The following is a 17,281-nucleotide window of genomic DNA, read 5'->3' as shown; positions in this document are numbered from 1 at the left end:
GGGTGAAACCGGCTTGTTCGGTCCGTTGCGGGCGGGCGGCTTACACGATGCTCGAATTGGTCATTGTGCTGGCCATCATTGGAACCCTGGCGACCTTGTCATTTCCCGTGTTGATGCGACCGCTGGCAAAGAGTGACGTCCAGCAAGCTGCCCAAGATCTAACTCGTTTGGTGCTCAATGCACGGATTCGGTCCATGGAAACCGGCACCGAGCATCGTTTGCGTTGGCGTCCTGGCACGAGTGAATACGAACTGACAGAGGTTGTTGACCGGGCGAGTCGTCGCACCGAAGCGTCGAAAAATAGTAATCTTTCTCCATATCGTTCGGCTACTCAAAAGCCTCTGCCCGCATCGACGCAAGAGAAGGGTCTTCGTCCCAAAGATCGTGACCCACCGATGCGTCGTCCTTATCGTGTTGCCCAACGACTAGCGAATAACGTTGTTTTTGCCTTGGATGTAATTCCTGGGATGAAAGATTCCGTCCGGCGCGATCCGAGCGCGGCTTCCAGAGGGGTGGTCGATTTAGATCGGGGAAAAAGGTCGAGGCTGATGGTGGATTCAGCCCAACGCCGCGATTCACTGCAGCCAGCAACTGTTGCAGCCCATGGTCGCTCGCTGCCAGGCCATCACCATTTGCCTTGGTCTAAGTCGATATCATTTTTTCCCGATGGTCGCACGTCGACGATGACTTGGACCTTGCGCTCCCCCGATGCGTACTTGGCCGATGTCATGTTGCGAGGTCTGACGGGGACGGTGCAAGTTAGTAGTGTGCGTCAAGCTGAATGGTTGCTCCCAGAAGGTGACGGGTCGTCTCTTGCGCCTTCCTCCTCTGCCGTTTCGCAACCGACCGATGGAATTAACGGGGCGCCAGTTCGTCGCGAATCGACGGACCGCCAAGGCCGGGTGACGCGATGAGCAACAGGAACGGGCTCTCGTTAATCGAAGTGATGATCGCAATGACGATTCTCGTTGGAAGCGCGGCTGTCTTATCGCAATTGATTGATGTGGGCCAGCGGCATGCGACTCGTGCGGTTGAAATCTCAGAGGCTCAAGCAATTTGCCAAAATCTAATGGTGGAAATACTGGCCGGAACCCGTGTCTGGGAGGAGTCGCGTCCGCAAGCTGTGGATCCGTTTGTGCCCTGGGATTTCTCTGTCCAGATCGAACCGTTAGAGATTGGGGATCTGGTGGCAGTGACCGTGACTGTGACCGAGCAACAAGATTTGTTTCAGTTGCCGCCGCAAACCGGTTCGCCGACCTCGGTGAATTCACGGGAGTATCGGCTTGTGCGTTGGGTGCGACGTCCGCTTGGCGAAGAACGATCCAAGGATGCGGCTGGATTTCCCTTCGACACAGGTGATTGGCAAAATGATCTCCCACGTTGATGATCGCAAATCTTGGAGACACCGCGGTTTCACTCTGTTGGAACTGATCATCGCGACCGTGTTGATGTCGGTCCTGATGGTGGTGACTTGGAACCTGTTGGACATTTACCGCAATCAGTTTGAGCGTAATCAGGTACGCGTCGAACGCTGGCAACTCCTCAGATCCCTGACAGATCAACTGTCACGCGATCTGCGATCTTGTAACGTACGATCTGATTCTCGAGCAGCCGCAGAGATCAAAGAGGGTAGCGGTGACGAATTTGGGGGTGAAGATGCATTGGCTTTTAGTCAAGCCGTCAATTGGCAATCAGAAGAGATTTCTTCGCTCGGCGAGTTGGGGGAAGTCTCAACGGATTGGTCGCGTGCTGTCGTTGGACTCGAGGGTACCGCGACATCTCTGGTACTCGATTTAACCGTCCCCGCTGCGTCAAATCGTCCGTTTCGCGGTGTGGATCTCAATCGACCACCGATGTCGGATTTTGTGCGGCGGGTGGTCTATCAATTTCAGTCACCAGGAAGCGCGCTGCGGGCAGGATATCCACCAGGACTCGTGCGGTGTGAGTGGAAGGCGGAAGAACTGTTGGCCCTCTCGATGAGGTCGCTGGCTGAATCCAATTTGTACGACATGTTGCGTAAGCTGCGGGTGCCCGGTATCCCTTTCGACGAAAACGCGTTCCAGCAAATGCGTGCTGACGATGATCGAGAAATGCCAACCGATGTTCCTGATGAATCGCTCGAGCAGGCCATTGCTGCAGATTTTCAGCAGCGAGTCGATTATGTGCCGGAGTTGAAATTGTTTCGCTTACGTTATTTTGACGGGCGGAGTTGGACCCATTCGTGGAGTGCCGAACAACAAAAGGCTTTGCCGGTGGCCGTCGAGCTTAAAATGGAGCTGCTAGATCCATTTTGGTTGCAACCGGCTCCAGTGGAGACCAACGATCCAACTGAACAAGCGACCAGGTTGTTGGCCGAAGAGGAGCCACCGGAGGAGGAAATCGACGACGAACGCTTACGGTCTTCACAATTAGAGCCCCCCCAAGGCTTTCGTCGACTGATCTATTTGCGATCACCGACCGGCCTGCGTGATTTTGACCAGACCGAGGCGAGTGGAGAATTCTCTTCGGCTACATCGAGCTTTTCGTCCGGTTCCGCGGCAGGAAGAACCAATGGAGCCGTCCCATGAGATCATCATTTCCGGATCGACTTCGCCCACGACGTGGCGCAGCTCTGTTCGTCGTGACCATTGTGATTGTTCTTGTCAGCCTGACGGCCTACAGTTTCGTCATTCTGATGCAAGCGGAAAATCGCGCCGCTCATATGTCCGCGGATCGTATGCAAGTTCAGGCGGTCGGCGACTCGGCCGGGGAGTATCTCAAAACCCTATTAGCCATGCCGCGAATCGATCGCGATTTAGTCGGTGGTTGGTTTGACAATCCGAATCAGTTTCAGGATGTTGTCGTCGATCGCGATTACTTTGGTCAACGACATGGGCGATTTTGCGTGCTTGCTTCAAAGTACGACGAAGAGAATCCAGACGAATATTTCTTTTTTGGTGTCGAATGCACCTCGGCGAAAATATCGCTGCCCACCTTATTGCAGTGGGACGAGATCGAGCCAGGCAGCGGTCGACTCGCCTTGATGCGATTGCCTGGTATGACGGAAACGGTGGCGGATTCAATCCTTGATTGGATCGACCCGGATGATCAGCCCCGTGAATTTGGAGCCGAGTTGGAGTTCTACTCAGGATTGAATCCTCCGCGTGCCCCGATCAACCAAGTTCCAGCCCATCTTGAGATGTTGTTAGCTGTGCGTGGTGTTAGCCGTATGCGTTTGCTTGATGGATCGCAGCCGACCTTGGGCCCAGACCGTAAAACCAACGCCACTGATGAGGGGTCTGGCAGCTTGAACTCGAACGGACTGCCGTCGAACGATTTGCCGATCGATACGTCAAATCCAAACGATCGTTCGGCTTCATCGTCGCAACGGTTGTCGGTCACGAATGATTCAACGCTGGACGCAAGACCTTGGTCGCACTTCTTAACGGTTTACAGCGCTGAGCGGAATGAAGCTTATGATGGTTTCCCACGCATCCACTTGAATCAAGAGAATTTAGTCTCTCTTCACGAGCAGTTGTCCAGTCGATTCAGTGAAGAGTTGGCGAATTTTGTGCTGTTGATGAGGCAGTCGGGACCTGCGGAAGAACGCACTGATGCACGGTCGGCTGACCAGTTGCCGACCATCTCACTGACCGAGTCGGCCGGATATGAGTTCCTCTCGCCGCTGGATGTTGTGGATGCGTTTGTGATCGTCGGCGAGGGAGAGAGTGACGAGAGTCAAGACGACGAGCCGGTGTTCAAAAGTCCTATTTCGACGGACGGTAACTCGGAAATCTCCGTCATTGAATTCTGTGATGCGACGACCACGCGCGAGGATCCGATTATCGTCGGTCGTGTTGATTTAAATCGAGCGACGGCAGAGGTGTTAGCAGCGATTCCAGAGTTTCCCCCGGAGGCAGTCGAGCAAGTCGTGGCGACGCGCGACGACGCTACGTCACTCACACCGGAACGCCGTCATGCCAGTTGGCTACTTGCTGAAGGAATTGTCGAGCTTGAAACCATGCGGCTGTTGCTTCCCTTTCTCACGGTCGGTGGCGATGTAATTCAAGGGGAAGTGGTGGCCTACTACGACGCCGATTCACCCTGGTCTCGGCATGAGTTTGTCCTGGATGGGACCCCAGAGGAAATTACCACCTTGTTTTATCGAGATTTACGTCGATCTGGTCGCGGATACCGGTACGATGAACTGGCGCTCGTCGATGATCCCGATCAACCCTTGGGTGGCCCGCCTGCCAAAGCGACAGATTCCCGTGCTTCTGCTCTCCCACAATCCTCACCCAGTCAACAACGACCATGATTCGATTTTCAAAAAGTTCACGTCGCAATGTGGTGGCCTTGTCCTGGGATCAGGGGCAACTCCAAGCGTTAGTTGCTGCGATTCGCGGGAACGCGATCGATCTAATTGACGTGATCACGATCGAATTTGATCGCGATGAAACTCCGGAAGAAACCGGTAAACGGCTCGCTGCAAAACTGAAAGAACTTCGGGTCTCGTCATTCCAACTGTTGGTGGGGCTTCCTCGTTCCCAGGTTGAGCAGGTGCAATTGTCATTGCCGATGGCAACGAAAGCTGAGTTGCCGGATCTGGTGCGCAACGAAGTCATGCGCCGTTTGTCCGATCTCCCCGATGACACAGTCATTGACTTTGTTGAACTACCTGAAATCGAGCCAGATCTGGTACGCATCGAGGCCTTGGTGCTGCGACCCGAGACCAGTCTGTTTCTCAATGAAATCGGGGTGGGTGTGGGAAGGGCCGCTGCCCAGATAGTGCTGAGACCACTGGCGGTGGCTTCGTTGTTCGATCGATTGACAGGCGAGGAACACGTCACCTCACTCTTGTTGAATTTGGTCGACGATAGTGCGGATATGTCCATACTGAAACGCGGCCGTGTGCAGTTCAGTCGAAGCGTGCGGTTGGCGGCCGAAACCTCGGAGGACGAGCGACTGGCAAAAGTGGTCGATGAAATTCGTCGCACGATTGCGGTTGCCCCGATCGAATCACGAGACGATTCGAATGTTCAGCACATCTACATGTTTGGGGATTTCAATCAAGGCGGATCGCGTATCGAGCGGATGGCCGATCTGCTGGAAATGCCAGTGTCGGTACTCGACCCTTTGGTTGGCATTCAATTGCGATCAAACGTCGATTCCCCGCAAGTCTACCGCTTCACGGCGTTAATTGGGATCGTTCGCGATTTTGCCGAAGGTCAGCCCCCCATCGACTTCGCTAATCCAAAGCGCCCTCCGAAGCCTCCTCGCTATGGTCGGAAAATCGCTTTTTATGTCACGGTTGCGGCCGTGGTGTTGGCCATTGTGGGTTGGCAATTCAAAACGGAATTGGATGCTGCAAACGCCGATTTCAATCAGGTATCGGCGGATTTCGAGCAGCAAACGAAATTACTGGAGAAGCTGCGCTCGCGAACATTTGCCGTCGACGCTGTGGCTCGCTGGCGGACTCAAGAAATTCACTGGCTGAATGAACTTCAGGAATTATCAGCCGAATTTCCTCCGGCAGATCAGGCGGTGGTGCAAAATATGTCGATGACCGCCAGCAACAATGGGCTGGGTGTGGTCTCAATGAGCGTTCGCGTGAAAGATCCGGCAATCATTGGTCAGATGGAGTCCACTCTTCGAGATCAAGCTCACCAAGTTACAAGTCGTCGTATTTCACAGGCCTCTGACAAACGAGCATTTCCTTGTCAATTTGAAACGAGTATTAGCGTTCGTCCGAACACGAATGAATAGTTGCAAACGTTTAGTGAGCAAAGATCTCACTCGAAGGATTATCGCAAACATCCACAATTATCTGCATTGACTCACAGCAACAATTAACCATGCCGCGACAGAAACTCCTGCTGATACTCGTCTCATTGATGCTGGCCGCTTACGTTGCGGACCTTGCCTATCGTCGATTCTATTCCGATCCACTGCGGGAGGTGACCGACGACGCGGCGGCCATGAAGGAACAACTGCAGGCTGCAAAGCTCGATGTTCGTCGAGAACAAAACAAGTTGCGAGAATTGCCGACACTTGAGCAGCAGAGCTTACCAAGTGACCTTGAAATTGCTGTGACTCAGTATCGCGGCTGGTTGTTGAAGCTCGTTAAAAATGTGGGTATTGAGGGTGCAAGCGTAAACTCAACGACGCCAACCGCCAATCGAGCAGCGATCGTGAGAATTGCTTTTCTGGTTCGTGGTGACGGAACGCTCGAACAAATTGCGAAGTTGTTGCAATCCTTTTACCAAACCGAATACTTGCATCGAATACAAAACATGACGCTCAATCCTGCAAGTGATGGCCGAATTCGCCTTACGATGACGATTGAATCCTTGGCAATTCCCTCCGCCACGGCGGCTGAATTCAAACTCGATTCGGCGCCGCAGCTTGACCCAGGTCAATATGGGCTGATTGCCCGCAGGAATCTGTTTGCCACGGGGGATCCCGTCGCAAACAAAATTGTCGTTTCCGCAATCACTTCTGACTCGGCGGGTAGGCGCCAGGCTTGGGTAACCGATCCCACAGGGAAAATCCAGTTTCTTGCTGTGGGCGAGTCCATGCAGCATGAAAGCTTCGGTTTGACCGTGGATCGAGTCGAACTTCAGTTCATCGAAGTGATCAGTGATGGGCAACGAACCCGCATCAAAATTGGGCAGAGTTTGGCGGACGCCGTCAAAATTACCAACTGACGTTGGTTTGCTATCTCACGAAAAGCAAGCACGGACTGCGGTATCTGAAGCTTGATAAGTCGTAAGCCGTTTGCCCGTTAAGCTGCGGAATCAGATGTCACGGGACCGTTGTGGCGCGCTTCCGCTAGCAGAATAAAGGGCGATTCTTTCGCGATGGACAAAACGCATTGACGGAGCCGGATCTTTTCCTTAGCATCCGCGCGGAAATCTCTGGAAGGCTTTTCTATCTTTTTAAGACTTATAATCACGCGATGATCCGTCGGATGAAACAATACGCAAAAATCCGAGGCACGTTGTTAGCCAATACAAGGCTCTGCGTGGGAATGCTCTTCTTTGGTCTAACGGTGTTATCCGTTGTGTCGGCACAACAGAAACCGGTGCCAAAACGATTTCAATTGCAACACAAACGGGCGAGTGCCGTCGCACCGATGTTGCAACAGATCCTGCCTGAAGAGGTGCGGGTAACGTTACGTTCTGAGGCGAATGAGTTGCTGGTAACTGGTGCTTCACCGGAGTTATTGAATTACGCTGCTGAGTTTCTGGCTGCGGTAGACCAACGAGTCGAGGACAAAGCTTCGTCGGGCGGTACTCTAATGACCTATCGTTGCGACGGCGCTCAACAGTCGCAACAAATTGATCAATTTCGTCAACGTTTTGGCAGCCAACCGGAGTTTCGAATATCTGGTGATCCGGAGCGGAACAGAATTTTTGTCATCGCCTCACCGTCGGTACACCGACTGATACAGAATCAGTTTTCCGTGATCAATAATTCTGTGGATCCTCAGGTTTTGCAGGCGGCAGAAGACGAGTCGGTCGTCCAACCGTTACCCGCGTTGCGTTTTCAAGCATCCCAAAGCATTGCAAGCGAGCGGCCAGCACCCGCATCACCGATTCAAAATGGGGATCAGTCGTCGAAGCCAGCGGAAACGAGGTTCATTGCTCTGCGTGGTGATGTTACGAAACTCCAATCCCAATTCATGGCAATTCTTGGGCCGCGGCTGAAACGGGATAAGAACTCTTCTAGCCAGCTATTTACGCTGATGTCTGCTGGGAAGCAGGTGGCGGATTTTGAATTCAATTCGCGTCGCGGGGGAGTATTGTTGACAGCTGACCCAAAGATTATTGCTCAATGCGAAATACTCTTGGCGGCGCTGGAAGCGGCAGAGGTGAACGGTGTGCGGCGTACGGCAATTATGTCGATTGAGCGATCAGATTCGAGAAAGGTCAGGCGCGCGATTGACGCCTACAAAGGCGCAGCTAGGTCTCCGACGTCCTCCCTGAGAGGAACGCAGCACGAAGGAAGTCTCGCGCTCGTCAACTTCATAATGCAGGTAGAAGACGAGAAGGAACCAGCGGATGACCAACCGGAAGAGTCGCAACCGCTCCCCACGGGCCTGGACGTGGATGTAGAAGTCCAGACTTTGCCCGACCTGGATGTGATCATCTTGCGTGGCCGTGATCGGGATGTGCGACGTTTGACTCAAGTCATTCGAGAATTGGAGAGGCTGAGTAAAGAAACACAACCTGACGTGGAAGTGTATATGTTGCGGCATGCACAAAGCGAAGCGATTGCGCGGGTAATCGAAATGGTGAACGAAGATTTAACAGGTCGACGCCAAGGGGAGGTCAGTGTTACACCCTTGGTTAAACCTAATGCTCTGTTATTGATCGGTTGGGGCGACGCCATCAAATCGATGGTTGAATTGATTGGTAAGCTCGATCAAGCTGTGGCTCCAGAAACACAATTTGAGGTGTTTCGTTTACAACATGCCCCAGCGGTTACGGTGGTGGCGGGAGTCAATGAATTTTTTGCGAATCGAGACGGTCTCGGTGCGAAAGTGTTTGCGTTGGCCGATCTGCGATCCAATTCGGTGATCGCCTATGCTGCTCCTCGCGACATGCTCGAGGTGAAACGATTAGTGGAATCATTGGACACGGATCGTAGCGAAGCGGTAAATCAGGCAAAAGTGATTCAGATCAAAAACGCGCTTGCCGGCGATTTGGCGGAAACATTACGCACCGCGATCCAAGCGGATAACTCAGATGGAGGTCCGTCAGCGATTCTCGAGTTGTTGACGGTGGACCAGCGGGGTCGGCAGATGGTGCGATCGGGGATGCTAACAGCGGTCCGGATCACAGCGAATGTTCGCAATAATACGCTCATTATTTCGGGGCCGAGCGAAACGCTTCCTTTGCTCGAAGCATTGATTCGTGAAATGGACACTGCCGGTGCCGTATCGCAAATTAAAGTTTTTCGAGTAAATAATGGTGATGCAGCCAGCCTGGTGCAGATGCTGCGTTCTTTGCTGCCATCGCAGACGGGCGATGCGATGGCCCCACAACTGGCAAGTGCTGCCGGAGACACATCGCTCGCACCATTACGATTCGCAGTGGATTCACGTACGAACAGTATTATTGCTGCGGGCTCCGAGGGAGACTTGCAGATTATCGAGGCGTTATTGTTGCGTCTGGACGAGCGAGATTTTGCCGAGCGTAAGAATGAGGTCTATCGGTTGCGAAATGCGCCCGCATTGGATGTGGCTGCCGCGATTAATGAATTTCTCCGCAGTGAACGCTTGGTGCAACAGGCTGCTCAAGCCGGCGATTTTTTCGAGCAAGTTGAGCGAGAAGTCGTGGTCGTGCCTGAGCCTGTACGGAATGCGTTGATTATCAGTGCGACGCCACGTTATTTTGATCAAATACGGGAGCTGGTCCTCTCACTCGATGAGCAGCCTCCCCAGGTTCTCATTCAAGTTGTCATTGCCGAAGTTGTCTTAAACGATACCGATGAATTAGGTGTCGAGTTGGGGATTCAGGATTCTGTATTGTTTGACCGTAGCCTGTTAAGCGAGCTGTTGACCACCATCGTGACGACGCAAACATCGACGGTGCAGGGGATTACAACGGTGACGGAGGAAATTATTCAGGCGGCGGATAATGAGCCAGGTTACGATTTCAATAACCTTCCACTCGGTAATAGCGGTAGCAAGCAGTCATTAGATACGAAGGGCCAACTCGGCACGCAAGGGCTGACTCATTTTGGTGTTGATCGGACCAATAAAGAAAGGGGTTTTGGAGGGCTTGTACTCTCCGCGAGCAGTGACAGCGTAAGTATTTTGATTCGTGCACTGCAGGAAACACGGCGACTCGATATGTTGGGCCGTCCACAAATTCGCACCTTGGACAATCAATCCGCTTTCATTCAGGTAGGCCAACGAGTCCCGCGTATTGTTGCCTCGAATTTGACTGAAGGCGGTTTGCAGACGAATACGATCCAATTGGAGAACGTGGGTCTGATTCTTGGCGTGACTCCACGCATTAGTCCTGACGGAATGGTGGTGATGGAAGTCGATGCAGAGAAATCGCAGGTTGGACCTGTGGCGGATGGTATTCCGGTGAGTGTTTCGTTGGATGGCACGATCATTCGATCTCCGAGCATTGATGTCCAAACGGCACAAGCAACCGTGAGTGCGAGCAGCGGAGAAACGATCATTTTGGGTGGCCTGATTACCACGCGTAAAGAGATGGTTTCTCGACGAGTGCCTTATCTGTCACGAGTGCCTTTGCTGGGTGATGTGTTTCGTTATGATGGTCTCGATAAACGTCGAGCGGAACTCTTGATCATCCTCACTCCTCATGTGATTCGAAATGAACAGGACGCCGAGCGACTGAAGCAGATCGAGATGTCACGGATGTCATGGTGTGCGGCTGATGTTTATGAGATTCAAGGAGACATTGGTGCACCCTTGGATAGCAATTTGATTCTTGATGGGGATACCGAAGTCATTTATCCCGACCTTAATCCTCGTGGAGAGGCGATTGAAAGTCCGGAACCTACGTTACTCACTGAACCACACGTGGACGGAATGACAAACGGGAATGTCAAGGACTCGTCTGTCCAGCCCGTTTTGGTCACTGATATTTCTCGGGCGCAACCGGCGAAAAATGACGCTGGCGAACAGCAGCGCGAGAAAAAATCAGCCCGTTTCTTGAACGCAATTAAAAAGTTTCCAGCCCGTCTGCGCCCGGACAAGAAGTAATGAAATCAATGCCGACGATCAGAAAATACTGGTTTGCAACGAGCCTTCTCTGTGTGTCATGGATGGTGACTGGCTGTGCTCCATTTAATCTGAAGGGCAGCATTTTTGGCGAAGTCGAAGAGTCACCGAAAGTTCCCAGTCGTATTGTGGCGATGTGGACGGATACGGTGCTCTATCAGGACGGCAAGCCAGGTGTGCGTGGTTTTGGCGCTCGCGTCTACTTTTATGGTCCGGAAGACGATGAGAAGCCGATTGAAGTCGATGGATCGTTGACCGTGTATGCGTTCAATGCCGAACAAAAGACACGCGGTATGCCATCACCAGAAAAGAAGTTCATTTTTACTGCTGATCAGTTTAAGAGTCATCACAGCCAGACCAAGGTAGGTCACTCGTACAGCATTTGGTTGCCTTGGGATGAGCTTGGCGGCACAACACGCCATATCAGTTTGATCACCCGCTTTGAGCATCGGTTGGGCGGAGTGGTTGTTTCGGATCCTTCCAAGGTGGTGCTGCCCGGTTTATCATCGGAGGTCGGCGAGCCTGAGATTTCGGACGCGGACGGATCGCAGTCGGCACAAGAGGCAACAGTTCAACAAGCTGCTTACGAAATGGAGACGCCGCAGGCGATTACGATACAAGTTCCTCCACGTTTTGCCGAAAAGTTTCATGGGTCCTCCCCATCTGAATTACAACGGCAGTCTCCGCTCGATGCAAATCGGTCGAAGCCAGCGACTTTCGAGACTGAAGCCACTATGGTGCGTCCAGATTCACCGGAGGCGATGGAGTTGCCGGAATCGGTCGTGGAGGCGGGGGTACTTCCCTACCATCAACGATTGTCAGGTCATTTTCAACCACGGAGATACCCGGTTGAAAACTCGCCAGGATCGTCGCCAGTTTCGCGTCTGCCTCGGAAGCAACCGTACCGCGCAAGATGGCTTTCCGGCCTGCCACCGACGCCTCGATCGTCGGCGCAATCGAAATCAGATGCTCCGTAAGCTCACGAGCTTGGATTGAGTTTTTTGATGGGGCATAGTTGAAGTCGACCTCAATCTTTGGCGAATACATTTGGGTTCGACTTGGTAGTGGCAGAGGTTGATTGATTGATGCGGCTAAGCTTGGTTGAATAGGAGCGGTTGTCACCGCAGATCGAACGGCTTGTCCCTGGCCAGATTGCTGCAGACCTGTAAAGTCGACGGTGTCGATTCGGTCGATACCGACGAAATCTTGCTTCCGCCGATTGCCGCGAATGAATCGTTGGTTGCGAAGGGTTCCCGTCCCAGCGCCGATGCCGGGGTTGGATTGCCGATTCAAGGGCGAGCCTAGGGATCGATTGCCGAACATTTGACCATTCGCCGGCTTGGCGACGATGATCAGACTCACCCAGGTCAATGTTAGTACGAGCCATGTTGTTTTGAACGGCATGATTCATTCTCGCTTTTTGTCAGCGGTCGCGTTCGTTATCTATCCTTGATCATCGTCCTCATCGGCAAGATCGTCTACCTCGGCAAGATGGGGTTCTACGGGCGAATCAACTTTGCTTGGTGAGCAATCATCGGCCTGTTCCCCATCGGCCTGTTCCTCATCGCCTGTCAACTTAACGAACGCTTCGGGTAATTCGACGCCTCCGATATCTTTCATCACTTGCATCATCGGCGGGAGGGTATTGGCCATTCCGCTGAGGAAGTTGGCGGTGTTACTTCGTTCATTGTTGCCACCATTTTCCCAAACGACCACCTTATCAAACTTGATGTTCGAGATTGCTTTGGAGGATGCTTCGGCCAAGTTATCAAGGTGCTCTAACAGCAGCATTTGAAAGGCTTCCTTGGCTCCGCCGCAGGCGTCCACAATCTGTTGAAGACCTTGTCCTTTTTTGGCCAGGATTTCGAACTGACCACGAGCCTCTGCGTCGAGTTTTGCGAAGATTGCATCGGCATCGGCAAGCGCTTCGATCCGTCGTTTTTCGGCTTCGGCTTCGGCTTCGACGATCGTCTGAGCTTTTTGAGCTCGAGCGGGAGCCTCCAATGCGGCTCGTTGTTCGGCTTCAACACGAGCAGCGTCCGCAATGGCGGCGTCAGCCATGGCTCGGTTTTGAACTTCGAGTACCTTGGCTTCGGCTTCTCGTTTACGACTTTCACCGACTTCGTAAGCCTCGGCTCGTTTCACCGCAAGTTCAGCCTCCGATGCTGCGACCGTCGCTTGAGCATCGTTTTCGCCATCGATTGCCGCCGCATCCGCGGTGGCAACTTTGACACGCATGTCACGTTCGGCAGACTTGACCTGTGCTTGTTTTTGAAAGGCGGCTGTTTCCTCTCCCACATTCTGTTCTTTTTGCAACTCTGCGACACGGATTGATTTGTCGCGTTCGGCTTCGCGGGTTCCAATCGACTGATCGCGCCGAGCGCTGGCCACCTGGACAGCTTTATCTCGCTCGGCTTCAGCGACTCGAGTTTCACCCTTGCGCTCTTCCTCGGCCACATCGGCTCGAGCTTGTTGAATTGCCTGGGAGGCGGCTTTTTGACCTATCGCGTCGATGTAGCCTGCCTCGTCCGTGATGTCTGTGATGTTGACGTTGATCAGTTGGAGGCCGATCTTGTTCAGTTCAGGTTCCAGTGATTGTTGCACATGGTCCAGAAACGTGTCGCGATCACGATTGATCTCTTCGATCCCCATCGAAGCAATCACCTGACGCAATTGACCGAAGATGATCTCCTCAGCCTGTTGGCGAATCTCACCGGTCGAAAGTCCCAGTAAGCGAATCGCACCCTGTTGCATGACCTCCGGTTCAGTGCCGATTGCGACCGTGAAAACACTCGGCACATTCACGCGGATGTTTTCGGAAGACAAAGCTCCTCGGAGTGGAATTTCGATTTGAATCGGGTCGAGAGTCAGAAAGGCGAAATCCTGAATGAGTGGCCAAACGAAAGCCGCTCCACCATGAATCGTCTTCGCTGCATCTCCCTTGCGTCCTGCCTTGCCGTAGATCACTAACACGCGGTTGCTAGGGCAGCGTTTGTACTGTCTAGCAACCAAAATCAACATCGAGAGTAGCAGCATCACGATCGCTATCGTGATGATCGCTAAAAACACCCAGGCATTTGAGTTGTCAGGCATGATGGTAGCTTCATTCCTTCACGGATGTACGGAATCGGTTCAAGTGACGATCGTGACCGTTTTGACTGTTATGCCGAAGCGACCGTTTCTCGAATTGGCTCCACCTCTAGAGTGGTAGGAGTCACCACGTCGATCACGACAACTTTAGCACCCGTACTAAGTTTTTCAGGTCCGCCGGTGATGGCTGCGTACTCCATAATTCGCCCTTGCATGCGGATTTGGATTTTCCCGCTACCGCTGCGTCCGGCTGGAATGGGAATATAGACCGTGGCGGTTTTTCCGAGTGAACGTTGAATGCGGACTGATCCATCCTGTCGCAGGTTGTAGAGCTGCTTCATCAACCAGTGCACGGCATACATGGCAGCGAGACCACTGGCAATTGCGATCAACGCAGCCAAGCCATCGTGCAGTCCGCCTTCTAGAGCTGCCATACCGGCCAGTCCAAAAAATGTTACGGCTGCTACGACTGTTCGAAGGGAAATAACGCCGAACAGTGACGTTGACCCATGGTCGAGTGGGATTGTGCCATCTGCCAGGTCTAAATCTTCAGGAATCCCATCACCAAAATCGACGTCTTCGGTCCCCATGCCGACAAGGGCCAGCACGAATTGAAACACAAAGATGGTTCCACCGATAACTGCGGCAAAAAGAAAGACGTTAAACATCGTGCAGACCCCAGCTGGATCAGGAATTCGAACTTAGTACTCGCCCATAAATTCGTTTCCCATTTCGGAATATTGCCGGAATTATACCTGTTGTTTTCAGCTTTTGGGCCTGGTTGCTGGCTGGCAACCGGCAAAATCTCGCGCAATCGGCCTCGATTTGGACCTTTTGTAGGCCACGGATCGCTCGAAAGACGCCGAGGGGTGTTTTTCGCGGCCCGAATTTTGCCAAGGTAACGGGTTTTTGAGAAAAAACTCGATTAGCGGTGAATCTGCTTTGCACCGTCATTTCTTTCTGAATTAGAATCATGCTCCCGCATCTTTATCGAAGTTGTTTATTGTTGGCTGATGCGGTTACGAAGGATCTTTTTTGCATCAAGATAATGACTTTCATTCCAACGCTTCGCCAGATACGTTGCCGTAGAATCGGTCTTGCATTATCGAACACACCGGTTCGCATTCTTTTCCGATTGTATTATTGGTTGAGTGTTCGAGCGCTGGTGTTTCTCTTGCGACGCAATCCGCATGTGATTGCGGTGGTGCTCTCGGGGAGTGCTGCTCGGGGAACGATGCGTTACGGAATCAGTGATATTGATTTTTTTGTTCTGATCAAATCCGTTGAAGAGTCTGAAAGGATTCGTGATGACATTGAGGTCACCCTCGTATTCTTGCGCCGTTTGTTTCTGCCACTGGCCAATTCAGATGAAGTGGGGATCCTGACGATCGAGGAATTCGAGAGCACTCTTCAAATCACCAAGCCCTACCTATTGGCGATCGCAAATCAACTCCGCCCGATATTTGTACGAGGAGATTTGCCTTTAATTTCAAAAACCCTGTCAACCCTATCGTCTTCGTTGTCACCGGGTGCGATCCGACTTGCGATCATGTCGGACGTGTGGCGAAAGTTTCTGCTTTATTTAGAGCACCTTTCTTTTGATGAAACACTTGCTCGCTATGTTTTACAACGGATTACTGAGCGGCTCGACGAGGTGGTTCCGCTTCCCACGAATGTGCGCGGCAATGCCGAGTTGATGTTTTCCTGTTTTCGAAATGAGCTATTGTCCACTATCGAGACTCGTGGTTCGATGCAAAATATGCACGCGGTGATTCCGAACCGCTTGTTTCGCGAAACTGTACCCATCTCGATTATTCGTGCCTTCAGTGAGATCCCGCAATCTTTTGAGATCAGACAGTTGGACTTTCCCTCATTGGCAGAGATCGACGAGCTTCGGCGAAAAAAAAACACGCATTATGCCTACGTCGGAGGCGTACTTCTTCCCTTACTTTCAGGGGATAACTATTCCATTCTGACGGTGGAACAAAATCCATTGACTTTTGCAGCGATCTGCGATGACGAAGTTCCTGGAAATGGAAATACTCCTTTGGCAACGGTGAACCGTCGCGAGGCAAAGAGGCTTGCGGACGGTACTGCGTTTTTGTTTCTCAACGGTCCAACAACGCTGCTCTTTGCCCTCGGTGAAATTCTTTATTGGCTTGAACGTGATCAGGCCAGGGATTCTGAGCGGCTCGAGCAAATTGCCGATCTACAGGCGAATGGTAACAATGCGGAGGCTTGTTTTGCAGCACAATCACTGTTGCGCGGTTCAGAGCGAAAGCAACTTCGCGTGTCGGTACTGATTCCTACATTTAATCGTGCCGCTTCACTGCGGCAAACCATCGATTCGTTGTTGATCCAGTCGCGGCAGCCTGAGGAAATTCTTGTTATTGACAATGGCTCATCCGATGAAACAGTAGCCTTGCTCGAGGAATACGTGTCCTCCTTTTCGAAATTTCGCTGGGTTTGTGAAAGGACGCCCGGGGTTGTTGCCGCGCGGAATTGTGCGATTCAAAATGCAAATTCATCCTCGGACGTCGTGCTTTTTATCGACGATGATTGTCTGGCACCAAAAGATTGGGTTCAAAACATGATGTTACCGTTCGAATACGACTCCCAGGTAGTTTCCTGCGGGGGTGGTATTTCATTTCGTGATGACGACTGCACGGCGTGGGGTGATTTCTATCGCCAAAAATATAAGGTGGCAACTGCTGAGGTGGCCCGATGATTATTCGTTGGAATCAGAAATACTTCACCTTTCGCTATCTGCCAATGGAACAGCAGAAAGCCGTCAGCCTCTTCTTCCAAGGTGGCAACGTCGGTTATCGCCGAAGTGTTTTTTCCGAAGTTGGCGATTTCGATATCAAGATGCGTGCATGTGAAGATGTTGACATGGGCATTCGATTCAGCGAGCGGGGTAGCCTGTTCTCCTACCCGAGTGCGCAAGTTCGACACACTGCAAATTTCACATTCAAAAAAATTATCCAACAGTGGTGGTTGACTGCATGTTACCAGGTGATACTGATGCGAAAAATTTCGAAGGGGGGTATTGAGATCTTTTCTAGTACGGGCGCTCGTGATCCAGAAGCGACCGACCATCAGTGCTGGGTGGCAAGGCCATGTCCGGTGACGATCATCATCTTTCTCTCGTCATTGCTTTCGATGAATATAGGTATTCTTTTGATGATTGGTGCAAGCCTGATGGGTTGGGTGCCCATCTTTTACATCGGGTTGCTAAGTACGGCCGTTAGTGCCACGATTTACCTCGTCCCCGATTTTCGCAGGAAAGACCTCTCGTTAATGCGTCGCCTAAGATTCTGTTTTATCCGATTCATTATCAATCAAATGCTGTTGTGGATATCTTTTGTGCAGGGATTGCGTTTGCGCATGATTTACGTCAGTCATGTTTATAGTGCCGTGTGATCCGCTCCTCGGGAAAAGGTAGGG

General features: G+C 52.1%; 12 protein-coding genes. 10 read left to right on the top strand and 2 right to left on the bottom strand.

The features are described from left to right. The first annotated feature begins 47 nt into the window (after window positions 1-47). The 8 genes from P8N76_02970 (at window position 48) to P8N76_02935 (ending at window position 11,721) form a co-directional block, all read left to right on the top strand. Complete coding sequence (locus tag P8N76_02970) at window positions 48-914, top strand: type II secretion system protein (protein ID MDG2380610.1); 867 nt, start codon at window positions 48-50, stop codon at window positions 912-914. Continuing rightward, on the top strand, window positions 911-1,384 hold the full coding sequence (locus P8N76_02965) for a prepilin-type N-terminal cleavage/methylation domain-containing protein (GenBank protein ID MDG2380609.1): 474 nt from the start codon (window positions 911-913) through the stop codon (window positions 1,382-1,384). The genes P8N76_02970 and P8N76_02965 overlap by 4 nt, the downstream gene beginning before the upstream one ends. Beyond that, window positions 1,368-2,567 carry a prepilin-type N-terminal cleavage/methylation domain-containing protein gene (locus P8N76_02960; protein MDG2380608.1) on the top strand — a complete coding sequence of 400 codons (1,200 nt, stop codon included), beginning with the start codon at window positions 1,368-1,370 and terminating at the stop codon, window positions 2,565-2,567. The genes P8N76_02965 and P8N76_02960 overlap by 17 nt, the downstream gene beginning before the upstream one ends. After that, entirely contained in the window at window positions 2,564-4,297 is a 1,734-nt protein-coding gene (locus P8N76_02955; GenBank protein MDG2380607.1) for a type II secretion system protein GspK, read from the top strand. Before P8N76_02960 ends, P8N76_02955 begins: the two co-directional genes overlap by 4 nt. Continuing rightward, window positions 4,294-5,745 (top strand): hypothetical protein, encoded by a 1,452-nt coding sequence (locus P8N76_02950; protein ID MDG2380606.1) that lies wholly within the window; start codon window positions 4,294-4,296, stop codon window positions 5,743-5,745. Before P8N76_02955 ends, P8N76_02950 begins: the two co-directional genes overlap by 4 nt. A gap of 89 nt (window positions 5,746-5,834) precedes the next feature. After that, window positions 5,835-6,686 (top strand): hypothetical protein, encoded by an 852-nt coding sequence (locus P8N76_02945; protein ID MDG2380605.1) that lies wholly within the window; start codon window positions 5,835-5,837, stop codon window positions 6,684-6,686. 263 nt (window positions 6,687-6,949) lie between these two features. Further along, a complete protein-coding gene (locus P8N76_02940) occupies window positions 6,950-10,726 on the top strand; it encodes a secretin N-terminal domain-containing protein (protein ID MDG2380604.1) in 3,777 nt (1,258 codons plus the stop codon). Between the two features lie 8 nt (window positions 10,727-10,734). Continuing rightward, window positions 10,735-11,721, top strand: coding sequence for a hypothetical protein (locus P8N76_02935; GenBank protein MDG2380603.1), 987 nt, complete (start codon window positions 10,735-10,737; stop codon window positions 11,719-11,721). Window positions 11,722-12,187: 466 nt separating this feature from the next. Here the strand turns inward: P8N76_02935 and P8N76_02930 are convergent, their stop codons facing one another. After that, the gene (locus P8N76_02930; GenBank protein ID MDG2380602.1) at window positions 12,188-13,837 is read right to left on the bottom strand and encodes an SPFH domain-containing protein; all 1,650 of its coding nucleotides are present in this window, start codon (window positions 13,835-13,837) and stop codon (window positions 12,188-12,190) included. A gap of 68 nt (window positions 13,838-13,905) precedes the next feature. Then, window positions 13,906-14,502 carry a hypothetical protein gene (locus P8N76_02925; GenBank protein ID MDG2380601.1) on the bottom strand — a complete coding sequence of 199 codons (597 nt, stop codon included), beginning with the start codon at window positions 14,500-14,502 and terminating at the stop codon, window positions 13,906-13,908. 305 nt (window positions 14,503-14,807) lie between these two features. Here P8N76_02925 and P8N76_02920 point away from each other — a divergent pair, with 305 nt between their 5' ends. Further along, a complete protein-coding gene (locus tag P8N76_02920) occupies window positions 14,808-16,562 on the top strand; it encodes a glycosyltransferase (protein MDG2380600.1) in 1,755 nt (584 codons plus the stop codon). Beyond that, a complete protein-coding gene (locus P8N76_02915) occupies window positions 16,559-17,257 on the top strand; it encodes a glycosyltransferase family 2 protein (GenBank protein ID MDG2380599.1) in 699 nt (232 codons plus the stop codon). Before P8N76_02920 ends, P8N76_02915 begins: the two co-directional genes overlap by 4 nt. Window positions 17,258-17,281: the final 24 nt, after the last annotated feature.

This window comes from Pirellulaceae bacterium, from assembly GCA_029243025.1.
In the GTDB taxonomy this organism is placed as follows: Bacteria; Planctomycetota; Planctomycetia; order Pirellulales; family Pirellulaceae.
The sequence above is the reverse complement of the archived record's forward strand: the minus strand, read 5'-3'. Positions and strand labels throughout refer to the sequence as shown.